The 21,799-nt window shown below is 66.8% G+C and carries 18 protein-coding genes; 9 read left to right on the plus strand and 9 right to left on the minus strand.

The window, feature by feature from the left end:
* Positions 1-80: 80 nt before the first annotated feature.
* Both JL11_RS13905 and JL11_RS13910 read left to right on the plus strand, forming a co-directional pair.
* Positions 81-539 (plus strand): RidA family protein, encoded by a 459-nt coding sequence (locus JL11_RS13905; RefSeq protein WP_054766172.1) that lies wholly within the window; start codon positions 81-83, stop codon positions 537-539.
* On the plus strand, positions 536-1,684 hold the full coding sequence (locus JL11_RS13910; RefSeq protein ID WP_054766173.1) for a GNAT family N-acetyltransferase: 1,149 nt from the start codon (positions 536-538) through the stop codon (positions 1,682-1,684). Before JL11_RS13905 ends, JL11_RS13910 begins: the two co-directional genes overlap by 4 nt.
* A 158-nt stretch (positions 1,685-1,842) precedes the next feature.
* Here the strand turns inward: JL11_RS13910 and JL11_RS13915 are convergent, their stop codons facing one another.
* The 3 genes from JL11_RS13915 to clpS form a co-directional block, all read right to left on the minus strand.
* A complete protein-coding gene (locus JL11_RS13915; protein ID WP_054766174.1) occupies positions 1,843-3,519 on the minus strand; it encodes a class I SAM-dependent methyltransferase in 1,677 nt (558 codons plus the stop codon).
* A 91-nt stretch (positions 3,520-3,610) separates the two neighbouring features.
* Complete coding sequence (gene clpA / locus JL11_RS13920; RefSeq protein ID WP_054766175.1) at positions 3,611-5,914, minus strand: ATP-dependent Clp protease ATP-binding subunit ClpA; 2,304 nt, start codon at positions 5,912-5,914, stop codon at positions 3,611-3,613.
* Between the two features lie 13 nt (positions 5,915-5,927).
* Positions 5,928-6,257: an ATP-dependent Clp protease adapter ClpS gene (clpS, locus tag JL11_RS13925; RefSeq protein WP_054766176.1), complete on the minus strand. Its 330-nt coding sequence runs from the start codon at positions 6,255-6,257 to the stop codon at positions 5,928-5,930.
* Between the two features lie 167 nt (positions 6,258-6,424).
* Here clpS and JL11_RS13930 point away from each other — a divergent pair, with 167 nt between their 5' ends.
* The gene (locus JL11_RS13930) at positions 6,425-6,913 is read left to right on the plus strand and encodes a nuclear transport factor 2 family protein (protein ID WP_054766177.1); all 489 of its coding nucleotides are present in this window, start codon (positions 6,425-6,427) and stop codon (positions 6,911-6,913) included.
* A 59-nt stretch (positions 6,914-6,972) separates the two neighbouring features.
* On the opposite strand, the gene JL11_RS13935 is transcribed toward JL11_RS13930, so the two are convergent.
* Positions 6,973-7,452, minus strand: a complete 480-nt coding sequence (locus JL11_RS13935) for a phasin family protein (protein WP_054766995.1) — start codon at positions 7,450-7,452, stop codon at positions 6,973-6,975.
* A gap of 243 nt (positions 7,453-7,695) precedes the next feature.
* On the opposite strand from JL11_RS13935, the gene JL11_RS13940 reads away from it, so the two are divergent.
* Positions 7,696-9,126: a D-alanyl-D-alanine carboxypeptidase gene (locus JL11_RS13940; RefSeq protein ID WP_054766178.1), complete on the plus strand. Its 1,431-nt coding sequence runs from the start codon at positions 7,696-7,698 to the stop codon at positions 9,124-9,126.
* 21 nt (positions 9,127-9,147) lie between these two features.
* Here JL11_RS13940 and JL11_RS13945 read toward each other — a convergent pair whose 3' ends face one another.
* From JL11_RS13945 to JL11_RS13955, 3 genes are all read right to left on the minus strand, one after another.
* A complete protein-coding gene (locus JL11_RS13945) occupies positions 9,148-10,836 on the minus strand; it encodes a cisplatin damage response ATP-dependent DNA ligase (protein ID WP_054766179.1) in 1,689 nt (562 codons plus the stop codon).
* A gap of 105 nt (positions 10,837-10,941) precedes the next feature.
* Positions 10,942-12,759 (minus strand): ATP-binding protein, encoded by a 1,818-nt coding sequence (locus JL11_RS13950; protein WP_054766180.1) that lies wholly within the window; start codon positions 12,757-12,759, stop codon positions 10,942-10,944.
* A gap of 83 nt (positions 12,760-12,842) precedes the next feature.
* Positions 12,843-13,148 carry a BolA family protein gene (locus JL11_RS13955; protein ID WP_054766996.1) on the minus strand — a complete coding sequence of 102 codons (306 nt, stop codon included), beginning with the start codon at positions 13,146-13,148 and terminating at the stop codon, positions 12,843-12,845.
* 45 nt (positions 13,149-13,193) lie between these two features.
* Here JL11_RS13955 and JL11_RS13960 point away from each other — a divergent pair, with 45 nt between their 5' ends.
* Positions 13,194-13,862, plus strand: coding sequence for a J domain-containing protein (locus JL11_RS13960; protein ID WP_054766181.1), 669 nt, complete (start codon positions 13,194-13,196; stop codon positions 13,860-13,862).
* 12 nt (positions 13,863-13,874) lie between these two features.
* Here the strand turns inward: JL11_RS13960 and JL11_RS13965 are convergent, their stop codons facing one another.
* On the minus strand, positions 13,875-14,552 hold the full coding sequence (locus JL11_RS13965) for an SDR family oxidoreductase (RefSeq protein ID WP_054766182.1): 678 nt from the start codon (positions 14,550-14,552) through the stop codon (positions 13,875-13,877).
* Positions 14,553-14,592: 40 nt separating this feature from the next.
* The gene (locus JL11_RS13970; protein WP_156314202.1) at positions 14,593-15,765 is read right to left on the minus strand and encodes an N-acetylmuramoyl-L-alanine amidase family protein; all 1,173 of its coding nucleotides are present in this window, start codon (positions 15,763-15,765) and stop codon (positions 14,593-14,595) included.
* A 509-nt stretch (positions 15,766-16,274) separates the two neighbouring features.
* Here JL11_RS13970 and JL11_RS13975 point away from each other — a divergent pair.
* From JL11_RS13975 to JL11_RS13990, 4 genes are read left to right on the plus strand one after another with little or no spacing between them, the layout of a single operon-like run.
* Positions 16,275-18,941 (plus strand): Rne/Rng family ribonuclease, encoded by a 2,667-nt coding sequence (locus tag JL11_RS13975; RefSeq protein ID WP_054766184.1) that lies wholly within the window; start codon positions 16,275-16,277, stop codon positions 18,939-18,941.
* Between the two features lie 58 nt (positions 18,942-18,999).
* A complete protein-coding gene (locus JL11_RS13980; RefSeq protein WP_054766185.1) occupies positions 19,000-20,400 on the plus strand; it encodes a M48 family metalloprotease in 1,401 nt (466 codons plus the stop codon).
* 28 nt (positions 20,401-20,428) lie between these two features.
* Complete coding sequence (locus tag JL11_RS13985; protein ID WP_054766186.1) at positions 20,429-21,214, plus strand: DsbA family protein; 786 nt, start codon at positions 20,429-20,431, stop codon at positions 21,212-21,214.
* Between the two features lie 11 nt (positions 21,215-21,225).
* The gene (locus JL11_RS13990; protein ID WP_054766187.1) at positions 21,226-21,783 is read left to right on the plus strand and encodes a CDP-alcohol phosphatidyltransferase family protein; all 558 of its coding nucleotides are present in this window, start codon (positions 21,226-21,228) and stop codon (positions 21,781-21,783) included.
* Positions 21,784-21,799: the final 16 nt, after the last annotated feature.

The following is a 21,799-nucleotide window of genomic DNA, read 5'->3' on the forward strand; positions in this document are numbered from 1 at the left end:
ATTGGCGAAGGCTTAAGACGCCGGACGGGTGACGCCGCCCTTGCGCCGCGCTAAACCGCCGACCAGATCAAGGAGCCCCCATGACCATCGAATCCCGTATCGCCGAACTCGGCATCACCCTGCCGGAACCCGCCAAGGCGGTGGCCAACTATGTGCCCTTCGTCCAGTCGGGCGCGGTCGTCCACATCTCGGGCCAGCTGTCGAACGACGCCTCGGGCGGGATCAAGGGCACGGTCGGCGTAGACGTGACGCCGGAACAGGCTGCCGCCGCCGCCCGCCTGTGCGGGATCAACCTGCTGGCCCAGATCAAGGCCGCCTGCGACGGCGACCTGGGCCGGGTCGTGCGGATCGTGAAGCTGGGCGGCTTCGTCCAGGCGGGACCGGAATTCGAGGCCATTCCCGCCGTCATCAACGGCTGCTCGGACCTGATGGTCGAGGTGTTCGGCGACGCCGGCCGCCACGCCCGTTCCGCCGTCGGCGTCTACAAGCTGCCCCTCGGCTTCGCCGTCGAGGTGGACGCCGTCGTGGAGATCCGTTGACCTTCACACTGACGGTTCACGACGGGATCGCCGACATCGGCCGCGAGGCCTGGGACGCCTGCGCGTGTCCCACCGGCGATCCCTTCGTCTCCTACGATTTTCTGCACGCCTGCGAGGCGTCCGGCAGCGCCGCGCCGCACCAGGGTTGGGCGCCGCGACACCTGGCCCTGCGTGACGAGGATGACGCCGTCCTGGGCGTCATGCCCCTCTATCTGAAGGGCCACAGCCAGGGCGAATATGTCTTCGACCACAGCTGGGCCGACGCCTATGAGCGCGCCGGCGGTCGCTATTACCCCAAGCTGCTGGGCGCCGTGCCCTTCACCCCGGCGACCGGCCCACGCTTCCTGAACCACCCGGATACGGACGCCGCGACGGTGCGGCAGGCCCTGCTTCAGGGCGCCCTGACCCTGGTCGAGCGGCTGGGCGTCTCGTCCCTGCACGTCAACTTCCCAACCGAGACGGAATGGACGGATATGGCCCAGGCTGGCCTGCTGCTCCGCCAGGACATCCAGTTCATCTGGCGCAATGACGGCTATCAGACCTTCGACGACTTCCTGGCCGCCCTGTCGGCCAACCGTCGCAAGACCATCCGCCGCGAACGCCGCGACGCCCAGGCCGGTCTGGACATCCGCATCCTGACGGGCGCCGACATCGCCGAGGCCCACTGGGACGCCTTCTTCGCCTTCTACATGGACACGGGCGACCGGAAATGGGGGCGACCCTATCTGACCCGGGACTTCTTTAGCCGCGTGGGCGCGACCATGGCGGACCGGATCGCCCTCGTCATGGCCTTCCGCGACGAAAGGCCCATCGCCGGCGCCTTGAATTTCATCGGCCGCGACGCCCTGTACGGCCGCCAGTGGGGCGCGCTGGAAGACGTGCCCTTCCTCCATTTCGAGCTCTGCTATTATCAGGCGATCGAGTTCGCCGTTGCGCGCGGCCTGTCCCGCGTCGAGGCGGGCGCCCAGGGCGAGCACAAGATCGCACGCGGCTATCTGCCCTCCCCCGTCTACTCCGCCCACTTCATCGCCGACCCCGCGCTGCGCGGCCCGGTCGCCGACTATCTCCGTCGCGAAGGCCCCGCAGTGGAGGCGCAGAGGCGAGAGATGACCGAGGAACTGTCGCCCTTCAAAAAAGAAAACTGACCCTCTCCCGCTTGCGGGAGAGGTGGCCCGTCGTTCGCGAAGCGAACCAGGGTCGGAGAGGGGAGTCTTGTTTGGCTGGAAGAAGACTTCCCCCATCGTCAGCCGTCTCGCTACGCTCGACGAGCTGACACTTCCCCCGCAAGCGGGGGAAGGTCCACCTAGGCCGGCCTCTGCGCCCACAGATGGTACATGCCGGCGAACAGCCGGGGTTGGCGCGTCTCCAACTGATCCCATAGCTGCAAATCCAGCGGGTCGGCGCGCCCGAAGGCCGTCGCAAAGGCCGCTTTCGCCTCCGCCGACGCCTCGAACCCGACCAGCCTCAAACCCGCCCCGGCGATCAGTTCGCCGAGCAGGGGCGGCGTGTAGCGATGCTCCTGCACATGGAACACCAGATCGCGGCAGCCGCTGAGGCTGTAGAAGTCCGCGCTCTCCCTCAGCGCCGCCAGAGGCTCGCCCTCCGGCAAGGCCAGAACATGGGCGCGGAACGCCCGGATGTCCGTCTCAACCGGCGTCCAGGCCCGCTCCCGGATCAGATCATGCGCCGCCCGCACCACCGCCCGCGCCCGCTCGCTGTAGAGCCCCAGCCGCACCGCGCCTCCGGGCCGCAGAACGCCCGCCAGCCGCGCCAGCCCGTCCTCCGGTCGCGCCATATGGTGGATCACCCCGGTGCTGGTTATGACGTCGAACCGCGCCTGAACCTGGTCCAGCTTCAGGATGTCGCCCTGAACAAACCGGATCTGCGTCAGACCCAGGTCCTCGGCCACCCTCATGCCGTGGGCCAGGCTGGCGCGGCTCAGGTCCATCGCGGTGATCGCCAGCGAAGGGTCCATCCGCGCCAGGTCGATGGGCTCGAAGCCCGTGCCGCATCCGGCGATCAGCACCGTCTCCACACGATCGCCGAAGGCCTTACGATCCAACCCCGGCAAGACTGAAACGGCTTCACGAAGCGGCCGAGGTCGCGGCGAAGGCGGCGCCGACCAGCGCGGATAGGGGTTGGCTTCGTACTGATCCTTGACCGCTTCGGAGACCGCGTCCTCGCAGTCGGGCGTGAAGGCGGGAACCGTCCGGGCCAGATTCCGCTCGCGCGCCGGTTCGTCAACGGCGCGCCGGATCAGTTGAGCCTGGATCTCGCCCTCGCCCAGGGCGGACACGTCTGCCGGGGTCGGCGGTCTGTACAGGATAGCCGCCACACCCTCAGCCTGCCGCGCCGAAGCGACATATTCGGACGCGAACCCGTTGACGCCCAAGGCGGCGATCAGAACGCCTATCGTGGCGTCCGGCCTGCCCCCTTCCACCGACATCTCCGCCAGGGCTTCGCGCACAGCGTCCAGCCGGGCCTCCATGGCTGGGCTCACGTTCACGCACCGCGACAGGAAGGCCAGCCACAGCGGATCGCGCCCCATGTCCGACAACATCGACGCCGATCCATCGAACCGCGCCTGCTTCAGCAACAGGGTCTCGGCGGTCACCCGCGCCAGCGTCTGCGGGTCGACGGTTGGAGAGGCCAGGCACGTCTGCAGGTCGCGATCCAGCACGGCGTTCCAAGCATTGGGCGTCAGGCCCGCCAGCAGACGCGCGAAAGTCGGCTCTGTCCGCCGCCGCAGCACATCATCCCCGACCGCCGTAGCGCGGCTGAGCAGTTGAGCCGCCGTTCCGGGATCGCCGTGCTCGGCCAGGAACAGACCCAGACCCGACAGTGCGGGGGCGAAATCCGGCGCCGCTTTCAGACAGGCCTTGTAGGCCGCAAAGGCGCCGTGCAGGTCCCCGTCCGCCTGCCGCCGCTCGGCCTGGGCGAGCAAGGCCGCCGCCTCTTCAATCTGTTCAACCTGCCCCATCGACCCAGTATGCCGCCGCCGAGCGCGCCGCGCATGAAAAAAGGCCCGGGCGTCTCCGCCCGGGCCTTCCGCTCGTCGTCGCTCGGGCTGATCAGGCCGTCTCTTCTTCCTCCGACTTCGCCGGAACGCCGCCGGCGCTCTTGATGTCGAAGTCGATCTTGCCGTCCTTCAGCTGGACCTTGACGTGTCCGCCGCGCGTCAGACGCCCGAACAGGATGTCGTCGGCCAGCGGCTTCTTGATCGAATCCTGGATGACCCGCGCCAGCGGACGCGCGCCGTACAGTTCGTCGAAGCCGTTCTTGGCCAGCCAGTCGGCCGCCTCGTCGGTCAGTTCGATGGTGATGTTGCGGTCTGCCAGCTGGGCTTCCAGCTGAAGGATGAACTTGGTCACCACCGAGCGGATCGTGTCGGCCTGCAGCGGCTTGAAGGCCACGATGGCGTCCAGGCGGTTCCTGAACTCCGGCGCGAACAGACGCTGGATGGCCTTTTCGTCCTCGCCCTCGACCTTGCCGCGGCCGAAGCCGATGGAGGCGCGGGCGTTGTCGGCGGCGCCGGCGTTGGTGGTCATGATCAGGATGACGTTCCTGAAGTCCACCTTCTTGCCGACCGCGTCGGTCAACAAGCCGTTGTCCATCACCTGCAACAGGATGTTGTAGACGTCCGGGTGCGCCTTCTCGATCTCGTCCAGCAGCACCACCGAATGGGGATGCTGATCGACGGCGTCGGTCAGCAGACCGCCCTGGTCATGGCCGACATAGCCGGGAGGCGCCCCGATCAGGCGGCTGACGGTGTGCCGCTCCATGTACTCGGACATGTCGAAACGCTGCATCTCGATGCCGAGGGTGGAGGCCAGCTGACGCGCCACCTCGGTCTTGCCGACGCCGGTCGGACCGCTGAACAGGAAGCTGCCGATCGGCTTGTTCGGATCACGCAGACCCGCCCGCGCCAGCTTCATCGCCGCCGACACCTGTTCGATCGCCTGCTCCTGCCCGAAGACCACGCGCTTCAGATCGACCTCCAGCTCGCGCAGGCTCTCGGTGTCCGACTTGGACACTGACTTGGCCGGAATGCGGGCCATCTTGGCGATGACGGCCTCGACCTCCTTCTGACCGATGACCTTCTTGCGCTTGGACTCGGTCAGCAGCATCTGCGACGCCCCGGCCTCGTCGATCACGTCGATCGCCTTGTCCGGCAGTTTCCGGTCGGTCATGTAGCGCGCCGACAGCTCGACCGCCGTCCGCACGGCGCTGTCAGTGTAACGAACCTTATGGTGCTGTTCGTAATAGGTTTTCAGACCTTTCAGGATCTTCACCGTATCCTCGACCGTCGGCTCGTTGACGTCGATCTTCTGGAAGCGGCGCACCAGGGCGCGGTCCTTCTCGAAGTGTTGGCGATACTCCTTGTACGTCGTCGATCCCATGCAGCGCAGCGAACCCGAAGCCAGGGCCGGCTTCAGCAGGTTCGACGCATCCATGGCCCCGCCCGAGGTCGCGCCGGCGCCGATCACCGTGTGGATCTCGTCGATGAAGAGCACGGCGTTGTCGTGGTTCTCCAACTCCTTGACCACCTGTTTCAGCCGCTCTTCGAAGTCGCCGCGATAGCGGGTGCCGGCCAGCAGCGCCCCCATGTCCAGCGAATAGATGGTGGCGTCCTTCAGGACGTCGGGCACCTCGCCGTTGACGATCTTGCGGGCCAGGCCTTCGGCGATGGCGGTCTTGCCGACGCCGGGGTCGCCGACCAGCAGCGGATTGTTCTTGGTCCGGCGGCACAGGATCTGGATCGAGCGTTCGACCTCGGCCTGGCGGCCGATCAGGGGATCGACCTTGCCCTGGCGCGACTTCTCATTGAGGTCGACGCAATAGGCCTCCAGCGCCTCGCCGCCCTGTTTGACCGCCGACTGGTCTTCGGCCTCCTCGGGCGAGGCGCCCTTGGCCGGACGGGCCTCGCCGGCGCCGGCCTTCTTGGCGATGCCGTGGGCGATGAAGTTGACCGCGTCATAGCGGGTCATGTCCTGCTCTTGCAGAAAGTAGGCGGCGTGGCTCTCGCGCTCCGAGAAGATGGCGACCAGCACGTTTGCGCCGGACACCTCTTCGCGACCCGAGGACTGGACATGGATGACGGCGCGCTGGATCACACGCTGGAAGCCCGCCGTCGGCTTGGCGTCCTCGCCATCGGCCGTGGCGAGGGCGGCCAGATCATTGTCGACATAGAGGTTCAGCGCCGCCTTCAACGCCGACAGATCGACATTGCACGCCCGCATCACATTGGCGGCGTCCGGGTCGTCGATCAGGGCCAGCAACAGGTGTTCGAGCGTGGCGTATTCGTGCCGACGCGCATTGGCGTAGCCGACGGCGCGGTGCAGGGTTTCTTCGAGAGGACGGGAAAATGAAGGCATAGGGAGGCTCCTCTCAGTCCTTTTCCATCGTGCATTGCAGCGGGTGCTGGTGGCGGCGCGCGGTTTCGATGACCTGCGCGACCTTGGTCTCGGCGACTTCATAGGTGTAGACGCCGCAGACCCCCACGCCATGCTGATGCACATGCAGCATGATGCGAGTGGCTTCTTCCCGGCTCTTCTGGAAGAATCGTTCCAGGACATAGACGACGAATTCCATCGGCGAATAATCGTCGTTCAGTATGAGCACTCGGTAAAGCGAGGGCTTCTGAAGCTTGGGCTTTGTTTCGGTGACGACGGCGGTTCCTTGTCCGCCGCCTGTTTCACCGGGCCTTTGTATGGGCATTCGTGTTCCGTATCGGGGAGTCGTCTTGTCTATCAGATAGGGAATGATGGCCTGATTTGAAGCGGCGTCCAGTCACGGCTTTCGTGAGCGGAGGCTGACGAAAGATTCACGTGATCCCGCAACCCTTTCGCCACAGGTTGGGACATCGCCAATCAAAGGTCGCCCCCATGTCTGTCGCCCTCGCCGCCGCGCCATTGGCCGCATTGGCGCTGCTCGCCGCCCCCTCGCCGGGCCAGACCCTGCGCGAGTCGGTCATGGCGGCGGACGCCCGGCTCTTTTCCGTCTTCTTCGAAGCGTGCGACCCTGCGACCCTGCGGACGCTCGTTACGGACGATTTCGAATTCTTCGACGACAGGGGCGGTCGGGTGGCGACGGATGCGGACGGTTTCGTGGCCCAGTACGCCGATCGGTGTCAGGACCGCCTTGCGCCGGACGCCTGGCGGTCTCGACGCGAAGCGCTTGCGGACGCGGTGGCGGTCTATCCGATCGAAAACTACGGCGCCGTCGAAACCGGCGAACACGTCTTTTATGAGAGGCGCGGGGACGGCCCCGAGACCCGCGTCGGCCGCGCCCGCTTCACCCAGATGTGGAAGCGCGAGGGCGAGACTTGGAAGCTGGCGCGCGTCTTCAGCTACGACCACACGCCCCTGCCCTGAAGACAAAGAAAAGGCCCCGAGGCGAACCTCGGGGCCTTCGAATGCTTCGATCGCCAGACTTAGCGGGCGGCCTGGAAGGTCTCGACCGAGGCGGTGACGCGCTCATTGATGGGCTTCAGGCTGTCCTTGACCGTCGTGGTGACGATCTCGTTGGTCTTGGCCAGTTCGGACATATAGCGTTCCATGGACTTCTTGGCCCAGGTCGTCTGAAGTTCGAAGAACTCCTGGACCGAGCGGGCGGTCGACAGTTCCTTGGCGGCGGCGACGCCGTCTTCCCAGCTGGTCTTGGCGAAGCCCAGAGCCTGTTGCGACAGGGCCTCGGCGCCCTTCTGGGCGACGGTGGCCGACTCGACCACGGCGTCCAGGTTCTTCTTACCGTGGGCGTTCAGTTCGGTCAGCGAGGCGACGGATTTGTCGATGCCTTCTCGCAGCGCCTTGGCGCCGGCGGCCTGGAATTCGGCGGCATGGGCCTGAGCCTGGTTTTGGGCCTTGGCGGCGGAATCGGCGGTCTTCTTAATGGTTTCGGCGGTGTCGGCCATGGTCATGTTTCCGATTGGTTAGGGGGACGGCGCAATCTAGTTGACCCAGGGTCATCCCCTTTATGCTGCACAAGCGAACAAAAATCAAGGATCATTGTGCATTGCACCATTTCGTGACTCGCTCTTCAAATTCGCGTTGATGATCGGTTAACCACCCTGAAACCCGCCTCTCCTATGCTAGACCTCCAATCGCGTCGGCCGGGGGGCCTGTCGCACCCTGCTCACCGAGGGTCGTATCCGCCCATGCTTTCACTGTTCCGCCGTGGTCTCTTCGCCGTTCTCGCCCTGTCGCTGGTGTTCAGCGCGAACGTCCGGCCGATCGAAGCCCAGGCTCAAAGCCAGGAAAACAGCCGCTACGCCGCCATCGTCATAGACGCCGCCTCGGGCGAGGTTCTGTTTTCGCGCCATGCCGACGCCCGTCGTTATCCGGCCTCCCTGACCAAGATGATGACGCTCTATTTGACCTTCGAGGCCCTGTCTCAGGGCCGGGTCAAGGCTGACGACGTCCTGACGGTTTCGCCCCACGCCGCCTCCCAGCCGCCGTCGAAACTCGGCCTGGCGGCGGGCCAGACCATCACCCTGGACGACGCCATGCGCGCCACCGCCGTGCGGTCGGCCAACGACATGGCCGTCGCCATCGCCGAACATGTGGGCGGTTCCGAAAGCCGGTTCACCAGCCTGATGACGCAGAAGGCCCAACAGTTGGGCATGACCCAGACGCGCTATTTCACCGCCAACGGCCTGCCCGATGCGCGCCAGGTGACCTCAGCCCGCGACCAGGCCATCCTGGCCCGCGCCATCATGCGAGACTTTCCCCAGTACTACAGCTATTTCGGCCTGCATGACTGGGCCTACAACGGCCGCAGCTATCGCAACACCAACGGTCTCCTGCCCACTGGAAACGGCTATGACGGGATGAAGACCGGCTATACCAACGCCTCGGGCTACAATCTCGCCGCCTCTGCGGTGCGCGATGGACGTCGGCTGATCACCGTCGTGCTGGGCGGTCGCTCCAGCGCCAGCCGCAACGCCCATGTCGCCGAACTGATGGACACCGGCTTCGAGGTCGAACGGCGGCGGGCGCAGGGCGAGTCGATCCAGATCGCCCAGTCCTTCTTCGAACAACGCGGCTTCGGCGTCGGCTCCGAAGCCCTGTCGCCCAGCGCCCCGGTGGCCTACGCCGCCTTGTCGGATGACGAAGACGCTATCGGCGGCGAAACCTCGGCCGTCGCCTATACGGCGGCCCCGGCCCCGGCGGCTTTGCCGACACGCATCACGCCCGCCCCTTCGGAACGACGCGCCGCCGCCGACACAGCCGGTCGGGCGCCCGCCAACCTCACCGCCTCTCTGAACGGTGGATCCGGCGCTGCGGCGCCTGCGCGCCGAACCACGCCGCCGCCCGCCCGCGAAGCCGCAAGGGCCGCCCCATCACGCGCCTCAGGCCGGTGGGCTGTTCAGGTCGGCGCCTTCAAGGATGAAAAGGTCGCTTCCGACTGGCTGACGGAGGTCAATCGCCGCTTCCGCACCCAATTCGCCAACGCCGAACGCAATGTTCAGACGGCGGGCGAATGGTACCGGTCGCGCTTCACCGGACTGACCGAGGACGCCGCCAAGGCGGCGTGCGAGGCTCTGTCGGAACGTCGCGTCACCTGCATGGTCGTGCGCCCGGACTGACGCCGCAACCGGCGCGGGTCGTCAACTCCGAGCCACCCGTCCGCCGCCGCTTTCCAGGGCGTCCAGAAGATCCATCACCCCGTCCAGGGTGTCGGCTTCGCGCGCCGGCTTGTCCCAGCGGATTCGGCTGATGCGGGGAAAGCGCATGGCGACGCCGGACTTGTGCCGCGACGATCGTTGAAGGCCCTCGAATGCGATCTCCAGCACCAGGCCGAAATCCCGTTCTGCCCGAACCGACCGCACCGGTCCGAACCGCTCGACGGTATGGTCCCGCACGAACTTGTCCAACTGCTTCAGCTCTTCGTCGGTAAAGCCGAAATAGGCCTTGCCGACGGGGGTCAGCGCGCCCGCCTCGGTCCAGACGCCGAAGGTGTAGTCTGAGTAGAAGCTCGACCGTTTGCCGTGACCGCGCTGGGCGTACATCAGAACGGCGTCGATGACGTGGGGATCACGTTTCCACTTGAACCACGGCCCCTTTGGTCGGCCGGCCACATAGGGACTGTCCCACCGTTTCAGCATCAAGCCCTCGGCCGCCGCCCCGACCGGCGGATCGGCCCGCAGCCGCGCCAACTCCGTCCAGTCTGCGTAATCGACCAGAGGCGAGAGATGCAGGCGCGCCTCGGGATGGGCGCCGACCAGCGCCTCCAGCCGGGCGCGGCGGTCTCTGAGGGGCAGCGCCCGTAAATCGCCGGTCTCATCGGCCAGCAGATCATAGGCGATGACGGCGGCGGGAAAGGCGGCCATGGCCTTGGCGTCGACCGTCTTGCGGTTCAGCCTTTGCTGCAGATCGCCGAAGGGCGCCACGGCCCCGTCCCGCCAGACCACCAGTTCGCCGTCCAAGGCGCCCGCGAAGGCCAGGGTCTCCATCACGTCAGGAAAAGCGGCTGAAATCTCGTCGCCGGTGCGCGACCACAGTTTGCGCACACCGCCCTCGACCACCGCCTGAACGCGGATGCCGTCCCACTTCCATTCGGCGGCGTAGTCGGCTGGATCGAGCCGCGGCAGATCGGCCGTCTCATCGACGGCCACGGCCAGCATGACCGGCCTGAACCGTCCAGGCGCATCGGGGCTCGGCCGTTCGGCGCGACCTTCCAGCCAGGCGAACAGATCAGCGTAAGGCGGGTCCACAGCATGCCAGACCTCCTCCACCGCCGATACGTCCACCGGCTCCAGGACCGCACGCGCCTCCCCGCCTTCCGCCTTAGGAGGCGCAACCGCTTCGGCGGGGCGCATCATGGCCGCCGCCGTCTTGGCCAGGCGCGCCGACAGACCGACCCGCAGTCCGCCCGTCATCAGCTTCAGCAAGGCCCATCGCCCCTTCGGCTCCAGAGCGTCCAACCAGGTTTCCAGCAAGGCTCGAACCTCGGTGCGGCCCGCAGCGCGCAGCGCGTCCACCACCTCGCCCAGTTCGGGTTCGCGGTTGGGGCGATGATCCGATTGACCGGGCCAGATCAGGGCGACGGTCTCGGCCAGGTCGCCGACATAGTCGTAGGACCAGCCGAACAGGGTCGCATCGACCCGCCCTTCGACCGCCTTTCGGATCATGGCCGGCTTGGCGGCGTCGAAGGTCAGATCCCCCGTCAGGGCCGCCAAGGCCCAGCCCCGATCCGGATCGGGGGTCGCCTTCAGATAGTCCCGGACCAGCACCAGTTTGGCGTTGCGCGACGCCGTCAAAGACAGGCGATCCAGAAGTTCGGCGAAGGCGCGCATGATGATCCAGTCTGGCCGCGGCGAGCGGCGCCGTCAGCCCAGAACGAAGAAGGCGACGGAGGTTTCCCGCCGCCGCGCCTTGCGCGCCCCCTTAAATCAGTCGCGTCAGGCTGCGGCCGACTGGCTCGGCGAATCCTCAGCAGCGCTCAGGGCTGCGCGCCCGCCGGCGGCACGGCCCATCATCTCCGCCAAGGCGGCGAAGTCGATCGGCTTGGTCAGATAGGCGTCCGCGCCGGCCTCCAGCCCGGCTTCGTGATCCTCGCTGCGGGCTGAGGCCGACAGCACGACGATCGGCGTGTCGGCGTTCGGCCCGTCTCCGTCCCGAATGCGCCGAGTCGCCGTCAGCCCATCCATGACCGGCATGTTGACGTCCATGATGATCAGATCGAACGGCTGTTCGGACGCTGCCTCTACGGCCAACTGTCCATTCTCCGCCGTGACGGCGGCGTGGGAGGCCGTGCTCATCCAGGCTTCCAGGATCATGCGGTTGACGGGGTGGTCCTCGACCACCAGCACCCTCAGCGCAACCCCTTCCTCGACCTCGGCCTCTACGGCGCCGGTCGCGACAGGGCGAACCCATTCCACGACCTCGGCCTCTACGGTCAGGGTGAAGCACGATCCGCGCCCCACCTCGGAGTCCACCGTGATGTCGCCGCCCATGATGTTGGCCATCCGGCGTGCGATGGTCAGACCCAGGCCCGTTCCGCCGAAGCGCCGCGTGGATGAGGCGTCCACCTGGGTGAAGGGCTGGAACAGCCGGGCCAGATCCGCTTCGGATATGCCCGATCCGCTGTCCGTCACCGAGAATTCAAAGCCGACGCGCCGATCGGAGATGCGCGTGCCGCGCACGCGATAGAGAATTTCGCCGCCGTCGGTGAATTTCACGGCGTTGGACAACAGGTTCTGCACGACCTGACAGACGCGCAGCGGATCGCCGCGCACGACCGCCGGAATCTCGCCTTCCAGTTCAGACGCGAACGTCAGACCCTTGGCCTCGGCCTGGGCCTCGAAGGGTCCGGTGATCCGACGGTGAAGGTCCTCCACCACAACATCGACGACCTCGAAGGTCATCTTGCCGGCCTCGATCTTGGTCATGTCGAGAATGTCGTTCAGCAGCGACAGAAGGTTGTCGCCGGAGTTGCGGATGATCGACAGATATTCGCGCTGGGCGGCCTCCAGTCGGGTTGCGCTGAGCAGCTGCGCCGCGCCGAGGACGCCGTTCATCGGCGTTCGCAGCTCGTGCGAAATCACGCCGAGGAAGTTGGACTTGGCCTGGTTCGCCGCATCCGCCTTGTCACGGGCGGCCTCCAGCTCTTCGATGAGATGGGCCTGGTGGGCTTGGAAGGCCTCGATCCGGCTCTCGCGCAACATGGTCATGGTAACCAGCACGAACAGCACGGCGACCACGCACGGCAGCACCGCAATCATCGACCAGAACTGAGGCTCGCCCCAGCAGCTCAGCAACATGACCGCCGCCGCCGCCCCATAGGGCGACGAGACGATGATCGCGTGCAGCGGCGAATTACGAAGCTGGGCGAAGACCAGCACATAGCCGCAAATGATGAATCCGACCGCCAAAGCCTGGCCGAAAACCGCGCCGGAGTACCAGGCCATCAGGGGGGCGACGGCCCAGGCGGCGGTGGTGACGGTCGCGACCGCTGGGAAGACCATGCCCCAGCCCGCCTCCACCCGATCACGCAGCTTGTGCTCGACCACGCCCCGGATCGTGCCGGCCCCCAGGGTCATCACGAACCAGATCAGAGCTTGCCACCAAGGGGCGGTGCCCAACAGCGCCAGGGCCCAGGAGGCGATGATGACATAGCGCAGATACTGGGTTTGCAGGATGGCCGTCAGGGCCTGGGCCGGGTCGCCCGCGCGCCGATCACCGGGAAATGTCTTAGCAACACCGTCCGATTCAACCATATGAACCCGCCCCCACGTTCTTTGTAAGGCGCGACGCTAGTACGAAGGTTCTAAGACGGAGTGAACGCTGGTCTCCGCCGCAATCAGACGCTGTGAACGGCCTCCGCCGGCGTCAGGGCCTTTATGGACAGGGCGTGTACAGGCCCGGCCAGTTCGGCGCGCAGAAGGTCGTTGATCCGCCGCTGGCGCAGCACCCGCGAAACGCCCTCGAAGGCGGACGACACGATCACAAGGTTGAAATGGCTCTCCCCACCCGGCTGGGCGTCCATGCCGCCCTCGTGATGGTGGCCGGCGTGCCGCCAGCTGTCGTCCTCGATCTCAAGACGTTGCGGCGACAACGCAGCGGTCAGTTTTTCACGGATAATCGTCGCCACGGGCCCGTCTGACATGATCGTTTCCTTGAAGAGGTCCAAATCCGAACTACACTTCGTGTGATGTCCGCCTCCTTTCAATACAAGCCGCGATTCACCGACATTCGCGTGAAGCCGCCAAAGGCCGAGGAGGAAGCGGCCCAGGCGGATGTTTTGCATCTCAAGCCCGGCGAAAAGCCGTGCCAATGGCCGGACTGCCGCCGCGCCGCAACCGCCAAGGCGCCCAAGTCGCGCGAACGACTGAACGACTTTTATGAGTTCTGCCAGGCCCATGCGGGTGAGTACAACAAGGGCTGGAACTTCTACGCCGGCATGACCGAAGGCGAGATTCGCGCGGCTCAGGAAAACGAGGCCATGACGGGCGGACGCCCGACCTGGGAGATGAAGGCGGGTCGATTCACGCGCGAAGCCGCCGCCTTCTCGGCGAAGATGGGTACGTCGAACACCACAGGCGCCGGCTCATGGCGCGACAGTTTCGGCCTTTTCGGCCGTCGCGGCGATCAGGCGCCCCAGTCGCCGACCGAGGATCGGCGCGTCGGCAAGCTGGAGCGCGGCGCCCTGGCCGATCTGGACCTGGAGCCCGGCGCGGACAAGGCGGCGGTCAAGGCCCGCTACCACGAGATGCTGAAGCGCTTTCATCCCGACACCAACGGCGGGGACCGCGGCGCCGAGGCCAAGCTGCAGCGGGTGATCAAGGCCTGGAAGACGCTGAAGAAGGCGGGTCTGGCCTAGGACAGCTCGCCCCTAGTCGGCATAGATCATCTTTCGCGTCATCCCGCCGTCCAGGGTCAGCACCTGTCCTGTGACGAACTCGGCCGCCGCCAGATAGAGCACGGCCTGGGCGACGTCCTTCGCCCGCCCCACCCGACCGACCGGATGTTGCTCGTGGTCGGCAGCGGTCACATCGTCAGGATCAGCGACCCACCCCGGCGCGATCGCATTGACCCGTACCTTTGGCCCCAGGCTGATCGCCATGGCGTGGGTCAGGGCGACAAGGGCGCCCTTGGACGCGGCGTAGGCTTCCGTCTCGGGCTCGGACATGAAGGCGCGGGTCGAAGCCATGTTGACCACGCTCGCCCCTTCCTTCAGGCGGGGAATGACCGCACGGCTCATCAGAAAGGCGCCGGTCAGGTGACTGTCCAGGGTGCGGCGCCAGGCCTCCAGCGACAGTTCGGCCAACGGACCATTCGCGGGATCGGCGATGCCGGCGTTGTTGACCAGAAGATCGAGCTCGGACCACCCCAGATCCTCAAAGGCGGCGGCGACCGAGGCTTCGTCGCTGACGTCACACAGGATCTGCCGCGTGCCCGGCGCGGCGGCCTTCTTGTCGAACGAGACGACCTGCCAGCCTTCGCTGGCCAGGGCCTGACATATGCCGGCGCCGATCAGGCCGGCGCCTCCTGTGACGATTGCTCTCTTCATGATCCGACAACCGCCAAGCCCCGGCTTGGTTGCCGACCGGTCAGGGCTGACCGGCGGGTCCGTCGTTGGAGGCGGTCATCAGGGCCGCGGCGGGCTCGCGAAAATAGCGGTCGATGCCGTCGGCGACCGACCTCATCAGGCGGCGACGCGCCCGTTCGTCGGTCAACAGCCGTTCGTCCTCGGGATTGGTGATGAAGCCCATCTCCAGCAGAACCGCCGGCACATCCGGCGCCAGAAGCACAGCCAGGCCCGCATCGCGATGGCTGCGGCGCAGCAGCGGATGGTCCGAGGCCTCCAGATGCGTCAGCAGCACACGGGCGAACTGGGCCGACCGGTTCTGGGTCGCACGCTGGGTCATGTCCAGCAGGATGCGGTCCACCGAAGGGTCGCGGCCGGGCAGATGCAGTTCGCGATGCCAGTTGTCGCTCCGCGTGAACTCGCGCACCGCCCGTCCTGCGCCCTGTTCGGACAGGGTGTAAACGCTGGCGCCCCGCACGGCCGGGTCCGTCCCAGCATCCGCGTGCAGCGAGATGAACAGATCCGCGTCGGCCCGACGCGCAATGGCGACACGGCGATACAGATCGACATAGGTGTTGGTTTCGCGTGTCAGCAGAACGCGATACCGGCCCGTGCGCTCCAACTCGGCCTTCAGGGTCAGGGCCGCGGCAAGAGTCACCTCACTCTCACTCACCTTCGCGCCGCTTGCCCCCGGATCGCGGCCGCCGTGGCCCGCGTCGATGACGACCAGCGGTTTTTCGGCACGTCGGGGAGCCGGGGTCGGCGAGACACGCTGCGCAGCGGGGCCGACGGCGCCTCCGTTCGCCTTTAGATCGACCACATAGCGATAGTGGGCCACCCCGTCGCCAGGCGGCAGAAGAAAGCGTCGCTCGATCTGGCTGTCGCGCGCCAGCTCCAACTCAACGCGAGAGGCGCCGCCGACCGCCGTCACCTGATAGGCGCGGACAAGGCCCGATCCGCCGCCGTTCAGGCCGCGTCCCGGCGCCACTCCGGCCAGAGCCAGGGTGATCCGTCCGCCGTCTCCCGCATTGATCACGCGCCCCTGTGTGGACTTGTCCAGATCAATGACTACACGGGTCCGATCCCGGTCGGCGCCGAACCGCACGGCCAGCACGTCGCCCTGGGCGCCCCAGGCGAAACCGCGCGTCGCAAACAGGACGCAGGCGCAGATGACCACGAAGGCCAGGGCGGTCATCGCCCATTCCTTCGCGCCCCAACGGCTCATCCCTGTGACAGCGCGACCACCCATGACGCCTGCAAACCACTCCTACTGCGACTTCGGATCCATCATGCCAGAGGCTCGTATTCAGGGGGTTAAGGCCGAACACCTTTTAATTCGCATGCAGCGTGACTATGCTGTGGTCCGTCCGCGAAACGATCGCGCCCTTTCGCCCTTGCGAATGGGGGCGCGCCCTCCTCGCGGCGCTGACTTTCACCAATCCGAGAACCGCCCCGGCGTCGCCGATGGTTCGAAGAGCGGACCAGGGTCGCGGCCTTCCCCCAGGTTTGGCGCGCCCGGTTCAGGACCGACGACCTCCATGGGCCTTTCCGCCTGCCTTCCCCTACGGCTTGACCAAGCCTCTTTCGCCCTCCTCGGCGAAGGGAAGTCGCACGCGCCGGCCCCTACCCCCATTCGGCGAGCCGCCATGACCCTGCCCGGTGTTCCGGGACGGTCGGCCTGTGCGCGCCAGAGAGAGACTTTCCATGTCAAAGACCATGCTGATCGACGCGGCCCACCCGGAAGAAACCCGGGTCGCGATCGTAGACGGACGCCAGATTGAGGAATTCGATTTCGAATCCCGCGCGAAGCGCCAGCTTCGCGGCAACATCTATCTTGCCAAGGTCACTCGCGTAGAGCCCAGCCTACAGGCCGCCTTTGTCGAATACGGCGGCAACCGTCACGGCTTTCTGGCCTTCAACGAAATCCACCCGGACTACTACCAGATCCCCGTCGCCGACCGCGAAGCCATCATGGCCGAGGCGCATGACGACGAGGACGAGGACGATCTGGATCGGGAATCCACCGGCGACGACGTCGATCCGGAGGCCGCCCTGGCCGACGAAGAGCGGCTGAAGCGCCGGCTGATGCGCCGCTACAAGATCCAGGACGTCATCAAGCGTCGCCAGATCCTGCTGGTGCAGGTCGTCAAGGACGAGCGCGGCGCCAAGGGCGCAGCCCTGACCACCTGGCTGTCGCTGGCCGGCCGCTACTGCGTCCTGATGCCCAACACCGGCAAGGGCGGCGGCATCAGCCGCAAGATCACCAACACCTCGGACCGTCGCCGGCTGAAGAGCGCCGTCGCGGCCCTCGACGTGCCCAAGGGCATGGGCCTGATCATCCGCACCGCCGGCGCCAAGCGCACCAAGGCCGAGATCAAGCGCGACTACCAGTATCTGCTGCGTCTGTGGGAGACGATCCGCGAGACAACCCTCGCCTCCCACGCCCCCTCGCTGATCTACGAAGAAGAGAACCTCGTCCGGCGCGCCGTGCGCGACATGTTCGACAAGGACTTCGACGGCATCCAGGTCGAGGGCGTCGAGGGCTTCAAGGAAGCGCGCGACTTCATGCGCGTGCTGATGCCCGCTCAGGCCAAGAAGGTTCACCTGTACCGCGGCTCGCGCCCCCTGTTCGCGGCCAACGGCATCGAAGAACTGCTGACCCAAATCCACCAGCCGGTCGTGCCGCTGAAGTCGGGCGGCTATCTGGTCGTCAACCAGACCGAAGCCCTGGTGGCTATCGACGTCAACTCGGGCCGCGCCACCAAGGAACGCAACGTCGAACAGACGGCGTTCAAGACCAACCTGGAAGCGGCGGAAGAAGCCGCCCGCCAGCTGCGCCTGCGCGACCTCGCCGGCCTGGTCGTCATCGACTTCATCGACATGGATGAAGGCAAGAACAACCGCACGGTCGAGCGGGTGCTGAAGGAGGCCCTGTCGACCGACCGCGCCCGTATCCAGATGGGCCGCATCTCGCCCTTCGGCCTGATGGAGATCAGCCGCCAGCGTCGTCGCCTGGGCGTGATCGAGGGCGCAACCGAGGCGTGCCCGCACTGCCAGGGCACCGGCCGCATCCGCTCAGCCGAATCCGCCGCCTTGATGACCCTGCGCGCTGTCGATATCGAGGCCGGCAAGAACGGCGCGGGCGTCGTGGTGCTGAAGGTCTGCACCGCCGTCGGCCTTTACATCCTGAACCACAAGCGCGCCTATCTGCAGTCGCTGCTGGAGCGTCGCGGTCTGAACGTCATCGTCCAGATCGACGACAGCCTGGGCCAGGGCGAACACAATATCGAGCGTACCGAGACCAACGAGGACTTTGTCGCGCCCGAGATCGAGATGCCCATCCTCGACGACGATTTCGACGCCTCCCTCTATGAAGACGAGGATGAGGAGGACGACGAAGAGATCATCGCCGACGACGAGGACGACGATCTGGACGCCCTGGACCGCGAGGACAGCGACGATGACGAGCCGCGCGAGCGGGCCGAACGTCACGACGGGGGCGGTCGCGGACGGAACCGTCGCCGTCGTCGCGGCGGGCGTCGCGACGAGGAAGGCGGGGAAACGGACACCGCCGATACGATGGATGTCGCCGACGCCTCGGACGATGAGGACGATGAGAACGGTCGCCGCCGTCGCCGTGGCCGCCGCGGCGGGCGCCGGGTGCGCGAGGACGGCGAGCGTGACGTCTACAGCTGGGTGCGCGGCCGCACGCCGTCGCTGGACAATCCCTATGTCTGGTTCGATCCGCTGAATCCGGGACGGCCAGAGCCCCGCTCCGACCGTGCTGAGCGCGGCGATCGCCCCGCGGCGGCCGAGGCCGAGGTTGAAGGTCTGAACGTCGTCGCTGCGGCAAGCGGCGGCGAAGAGGGCGGACGTTCGCGGCGCCGTCGCAGACGCGGTCGGGGCCGAGGCGGCGACGCCCAGGACCTCAAGGCGGACGCCGCCGTCGCCGAAACCGCCGACGAGACCCCGGAGGCGGCGGTCCTGACCGAGACCGTCGCCGCCGAGGCTCAGCCGGAGGCGCAAGCCGAACCGCAATCCGCCGTACAGCCCGAGCCGCAGCGCCGTCGCGTGCGCCGCAAGACCGCCGCCGCCCCAACCGTCGCGACGCCGGCCGAGGCGGAGGTCGAGGTCGAAGTCGAAAGCGAAACGCCAGCCGCCGCCGTCACGCCTGAGCCTGAACCGGTCCAGCCGGAAGCGACGCCGACGGCGGTCGAGGCCGACCAGCCGGTGCTGACGGCCGCGACGGCGGAGTTGGAAACCTTCGAGGCGCCCAAGCCCGAGGTCGATATCGAAGCCATCATCGCCGAAGACCCCAATCAAATCGTCGCCCCGCCTGAAAAGCCCAAGCGCGGGTGGTGGCGCCGCTGATCGGTCACGATTAAGCTGTCAGGATGCAGGCGGGGGCCGGTCGTTTTTGGAGTACGCCATGACGTGGCTTCCCCGATCCGCATCCCGCTTTCTGACGGCGGCGGCGGTGGCCTTTGCAGCCCTCGTCGCCGCCGGTCAGGCCTCGGCCCAGAGCCTGATCCGCGACACCGAGATCGAGGGGATCATCCGCGAATGGGTCGATCCGGTCTTCGTCTCCATGGGTCTGAACCCGTCTGACGTCGAGGTTCTTCTGGTCAATGACAATGAGCTGAACGCCTTCGCCACGCGCGGGCGGATCATGGGCGTGAACACCGGCCTGATCCTGCGGACCAAGAACCCCAATGAGCTGTTGGGCGTGATGGCGCACGAGGCGGGCCATATCAAGAACCGCCACACCCAGCGCGACGGGGCCCAAAACGCGGCCAAACAGCCGATGTTCATGACCATGGCCCTGGGCGCCCTGGCCATCGCCGCAGGCGCGCCGGACGCGGGCGTCGCCCTCTTGGGCTCCAGCCAGTATTTCGGCACGATCGGTGCCCTGCAATATATGCAGAGCCAGGAGGGCGAGGCCGATCTGACCGGCGCACGCGCCCTGGAGGCGGCCGGTGAATCCGGCGCGGGCCTGGTGTCCTTCTTCGAGAATTTCCGCGCCCAGGAGGTCTTCTCCGACGCCCGCCGCTATCCCTATTTCCGCAGCCACCCCCTGTCGTCGCAGCGGATCGAATCCCTCCGTCGTTTCGTGCAGGACCAGCCCCATTACGACCATCGCGACAGTCCCGAGCGGATGGCCCAGCACGCCCTGATCCTGGCTAAGATCCACGCCTTCATGGACCCGCCCAACACCACCCTGCGGGCCTATCCGTCTTCCGATGTCAGCCTGCCCGGCCGCTACGCCCGCGCCATCGCCTGGTATCGGGACGGCCAGACCGACAAGGCGCTGACGGCTGTGGACGCCCTGATCGCCGAAGACCCTCAGAACCCCTATTTCGCTGAACTGAAGGGCCAGATCTATTTCGAAGAGGGCCGCCCGGCCGAGGCCGTAGCCGCCCACCGCGAGGCGGTGCGGTTGAAGCCCGACGCCCCCCTGCTGCGGATCAACCTGGCCCACGCCCTGATCGGCACCGAGGACCCCAAGAACCTCGACGAGGCCATCGACCAGCTAAAACACGCCACGGTCGCCGAGCGCGAGAACACCATGGCCTGGCGTTTGCTGGGACAGGCCTACGCCGCCCAGGGCAAGGAGGGCGAGGCCCGGCTGGCGACCGCGGAATACTATTTCGCCGCCGGCCAGGAACAGCAGGCCACCCAGTTCGCCCTGCGCGCCCGCAGCATGCTGGACCCGAACTCCATCGAATGGCGCCGGGCGGTCGATATCGTCCTGGCGTCCGGCGCGACGCCCGATGATCTTTTGGACCTCGATCGCCGCGAAGCCGGCCGTCGCCCCGCCACCCTGAACTGATCCCCCTCTCCGCCTGTTGCGAGACCTCATGACCCACGACGCCCCCGCGCCCGAGACACCCGCCGCTCCGCCCGCCCCGGCCCGCCGGATGAACGGGGCGGTCGCCGGCTATGTCGCCCTGGGGGTGTCGGTGGTCGCCCTGGGCCTGGCCGCCGCGCCCTATCTCGGAGGCGGGTCCAGCGACGTCCGCGCCTATCTCCTGGAACATCCCGAAGTCCTGCAGGAAGCCAGCCTCGCCTTGCAGGCCAAGGAGGGACAGGCCCGGGTCGATGAAACCAACCAGGCCGCCGCCGCCAACGCCGCCCTGTTGGCCCCCGACCGCCGCGACCCCGCCTTCGGTCCCGCCGACGCCAAGGTGACGGTGATCGAATTCTTCGACTTCCGCTGCCCCGGCTGCAAGGCGGTGGCGCCCCAGTACCGCGCCCTGATGGCGGCCCACCCGGACGTCCGTTTCGTCTTCAAGGACTGGCCCATCCTGGATCGGGGCGAGGACATCACCTCGCAATACGCCGCCCGCGCCGCCCTGGCCGCCCATCAGCAGGGCAAGTATCTCGAGGTCTATGACGCCCTGATGACCGAAAGGGCTCTGACGCCAGAGACCATCGACCGCATCCTGGTCGAACACGGCGTCGATCTGGCCCGCGCCAAGGCGACCCTGGCCGCACCCGACACCACCCGCCACATCGCCGACATCCACACCACGGCCGCCGCCCTGAAGCTTCAAGGCACCCCGACCTTCTTCGTCAACGGCATGGCCGCCGCCAGCATCGACCCGGCCGAAATCGCCCGCATGATCGAGGCGGCGAAGCGATAAGGCCAAGCACAATGCGGCGGCTGCCCTGGGCTCTGGTGATCTTTCGGCTGGTGGCGGCCCCAGCCCTGCTTGGCCTGGCGCTTATCGGCCCGTCGGCAGCCATTACGGCCGCAGTCCTGCTCTCGCTCGCCGTCCTGTCCGATATCTTAGACGGCGTGATCGCGCGCCGTCTCGATTGCGTCACGCCGAACTTGAGACATTGGGACAGCCGCGCCGATGTCGTCTTCTGGCTTGGCGCTGCGATCGCCCTGCTTCTGATGCACCCTGCGCTGGTGGCGACCTTGCTCCCCCCCGCCCTGGCGCTGGTCGCCCTTGAAACCGCCAATCACGCCTTGAGCATCGCGAAGTTCAGACGCGAAGCCTCGCCCCATCACTGGATGTCCAAGGTATTCTGCCTCGCGCTCTGGGCCCTGTTCGCCCAACTTTTCGTGACGGGTCAACCCACCGCCCTGCTGTGGGCCGCCTTCGGCCTGGGCGTGATCTCCCAAATAGAAGCCGCCGCCATCACCTTGCGATTGAAGACCTGGCGCTGTGACGTGCCGTCCGTCTTCAGCCTGAACTCACGCTAACCCCCGACGCCCCCAA

This window comes from Brevundimonas sp. DS20 (assembly GCF_001310255.1).
Taxonomy (GTDB): domain Bacteria; phylum Pseudomonadota; class Alphaproteobacteria; order Caulobacterales; family Caulobacteraceae; genus Brevundimonas; species Brevundimonas aurantiaca.

What these genes read in the sequence shown, in the direction of transcription:
- JL11_RS13905 (WP_054766172.1), top strand. Translation starts at nt 81, where the DNA reads ATGACCATCGAATCCCGTATCGCCGAACTCGGCATCACCCTGCCGGAA.
- JL11_RS13915 (WP_054766174.1), bottom strand. Translation starts at nt 3,519, where the DNA reads ATGGGGCAGGTTGAACAGATTGAAGAGGCGGCGGCCTTGCTCGCCCAG.
- clpA (WP_054766175.1), bottom strand. Translation starts at nt 5,914, where the DNA reads ATGCCTTCATTTTCCCGTCCTCTCGAAGAAACCCTGCACCGCGCCGTC.
- clpS (WP_054766176.1), bottom strand. Translation starts at nt 6,257, where the DNA reads ATGCCCATACAAAGGCCCGGTGAAACAGGCGGCGGACAAGGAACCGCC.
- JL11_RS13930 (WP_054766177.1), top strand. Translation starts at nt 6,425, where the DNA reads ATGTCTGTCGCCCTCGCCGCCGCGCCATTGGCCGCATTGGCGCTGCTC.
- JL11_RS13935 (WP_054766995.1), bottom strand. Translation starts at nt 7,452, where the DNA reads ATGGCCGACACCGCCGAAACCATTAAGAAGACCGCCGATTCCGCCGCC.
- JL11_RS13940 (WP_054766178.1), top strand. Translation starts at nt 7,696, where the DNA reads ATGCTTTCACTGTTCCGCCGTGGTCTCTTCGCCGTTCTCGCCCTGTCG.
- JL11_RS13945 (WP_054766179.1), bottom strand. Translation starts at nt 10,836, where the DNA reads ATGCGCGCCTTCGCCGAACTTCTGGATCGCCTGTCTTTGACGGCGTCG.
- JL11_RS13950 (WP_054766180.1), bottom strand. Translation starts at nt 12,759, where the DNA reads ATGGTTGAATCGGACGGTGTTGCTAAGACATTTCCCGGTGATCGGCGC.
- JL11_RS13955 (WP_054766996.1), bottom strand. Translation starts at nt 13,148, where the DNA reads ATGTCAGACGGGCCCGTGGCGACGATTATCCGTGAAAAACTGACCGCT.
- JL11_RS13960 (WP_054766181.1), top strand. Translation starts at nt 13,194, where the DNA reads ATGTCCGCCTCCTTTCAATACAAGCCGCGATTCACCGACATTCGCGTG.
- JL11_RS13965 (WP_054766182.1), bottom strand. Translation starts at nt 14,552, where the DNA reads ATGAAGAGAGCAATCGTCACAGGAGGCGCCGGCCTGATCGGCGCCGGC.
- JL11_RS13970 (WP_156314202.1), bottom strand. Translation starts at nt 15,765, where the DNA reads ATGACCGCCCTGGCCTTCGTGGTCATCTGCGCCTGCGTCCTGTTTGCG.
- JL11_RS13975 (WP_054766184.1), top strand. Translation starts at nt 16,275, where the DNA reads ATGTCAAAGACCATGCTGATCGACGCGGCCCACCCGGAAGAAACCCGG.
- JL11_RS13980 (WP_054766185.1), top strand. Translation starts at nt 19,000, where the DNA reads ATGACGTGGCTTCCCCGATCCGCATCCCGCTTTCTGACGGCGGCGGCG.
- JL11_RS13985 (WP_054766186.1), top strand. Translation starts at nt 20,429, where the DNA reads ATGACCCACGACGCCCCCGCGCCCGAGACACCCGCCGCTCCGCCCGCC.
- JL11_RS13990 (WP_054766187.1), top strand. Translation starts at nt 21,226, where the DNA reads ATGCGGCGGCTGCCCTGGGCTCTGGTGATCTTTCGGCTGGTGGCGGCC.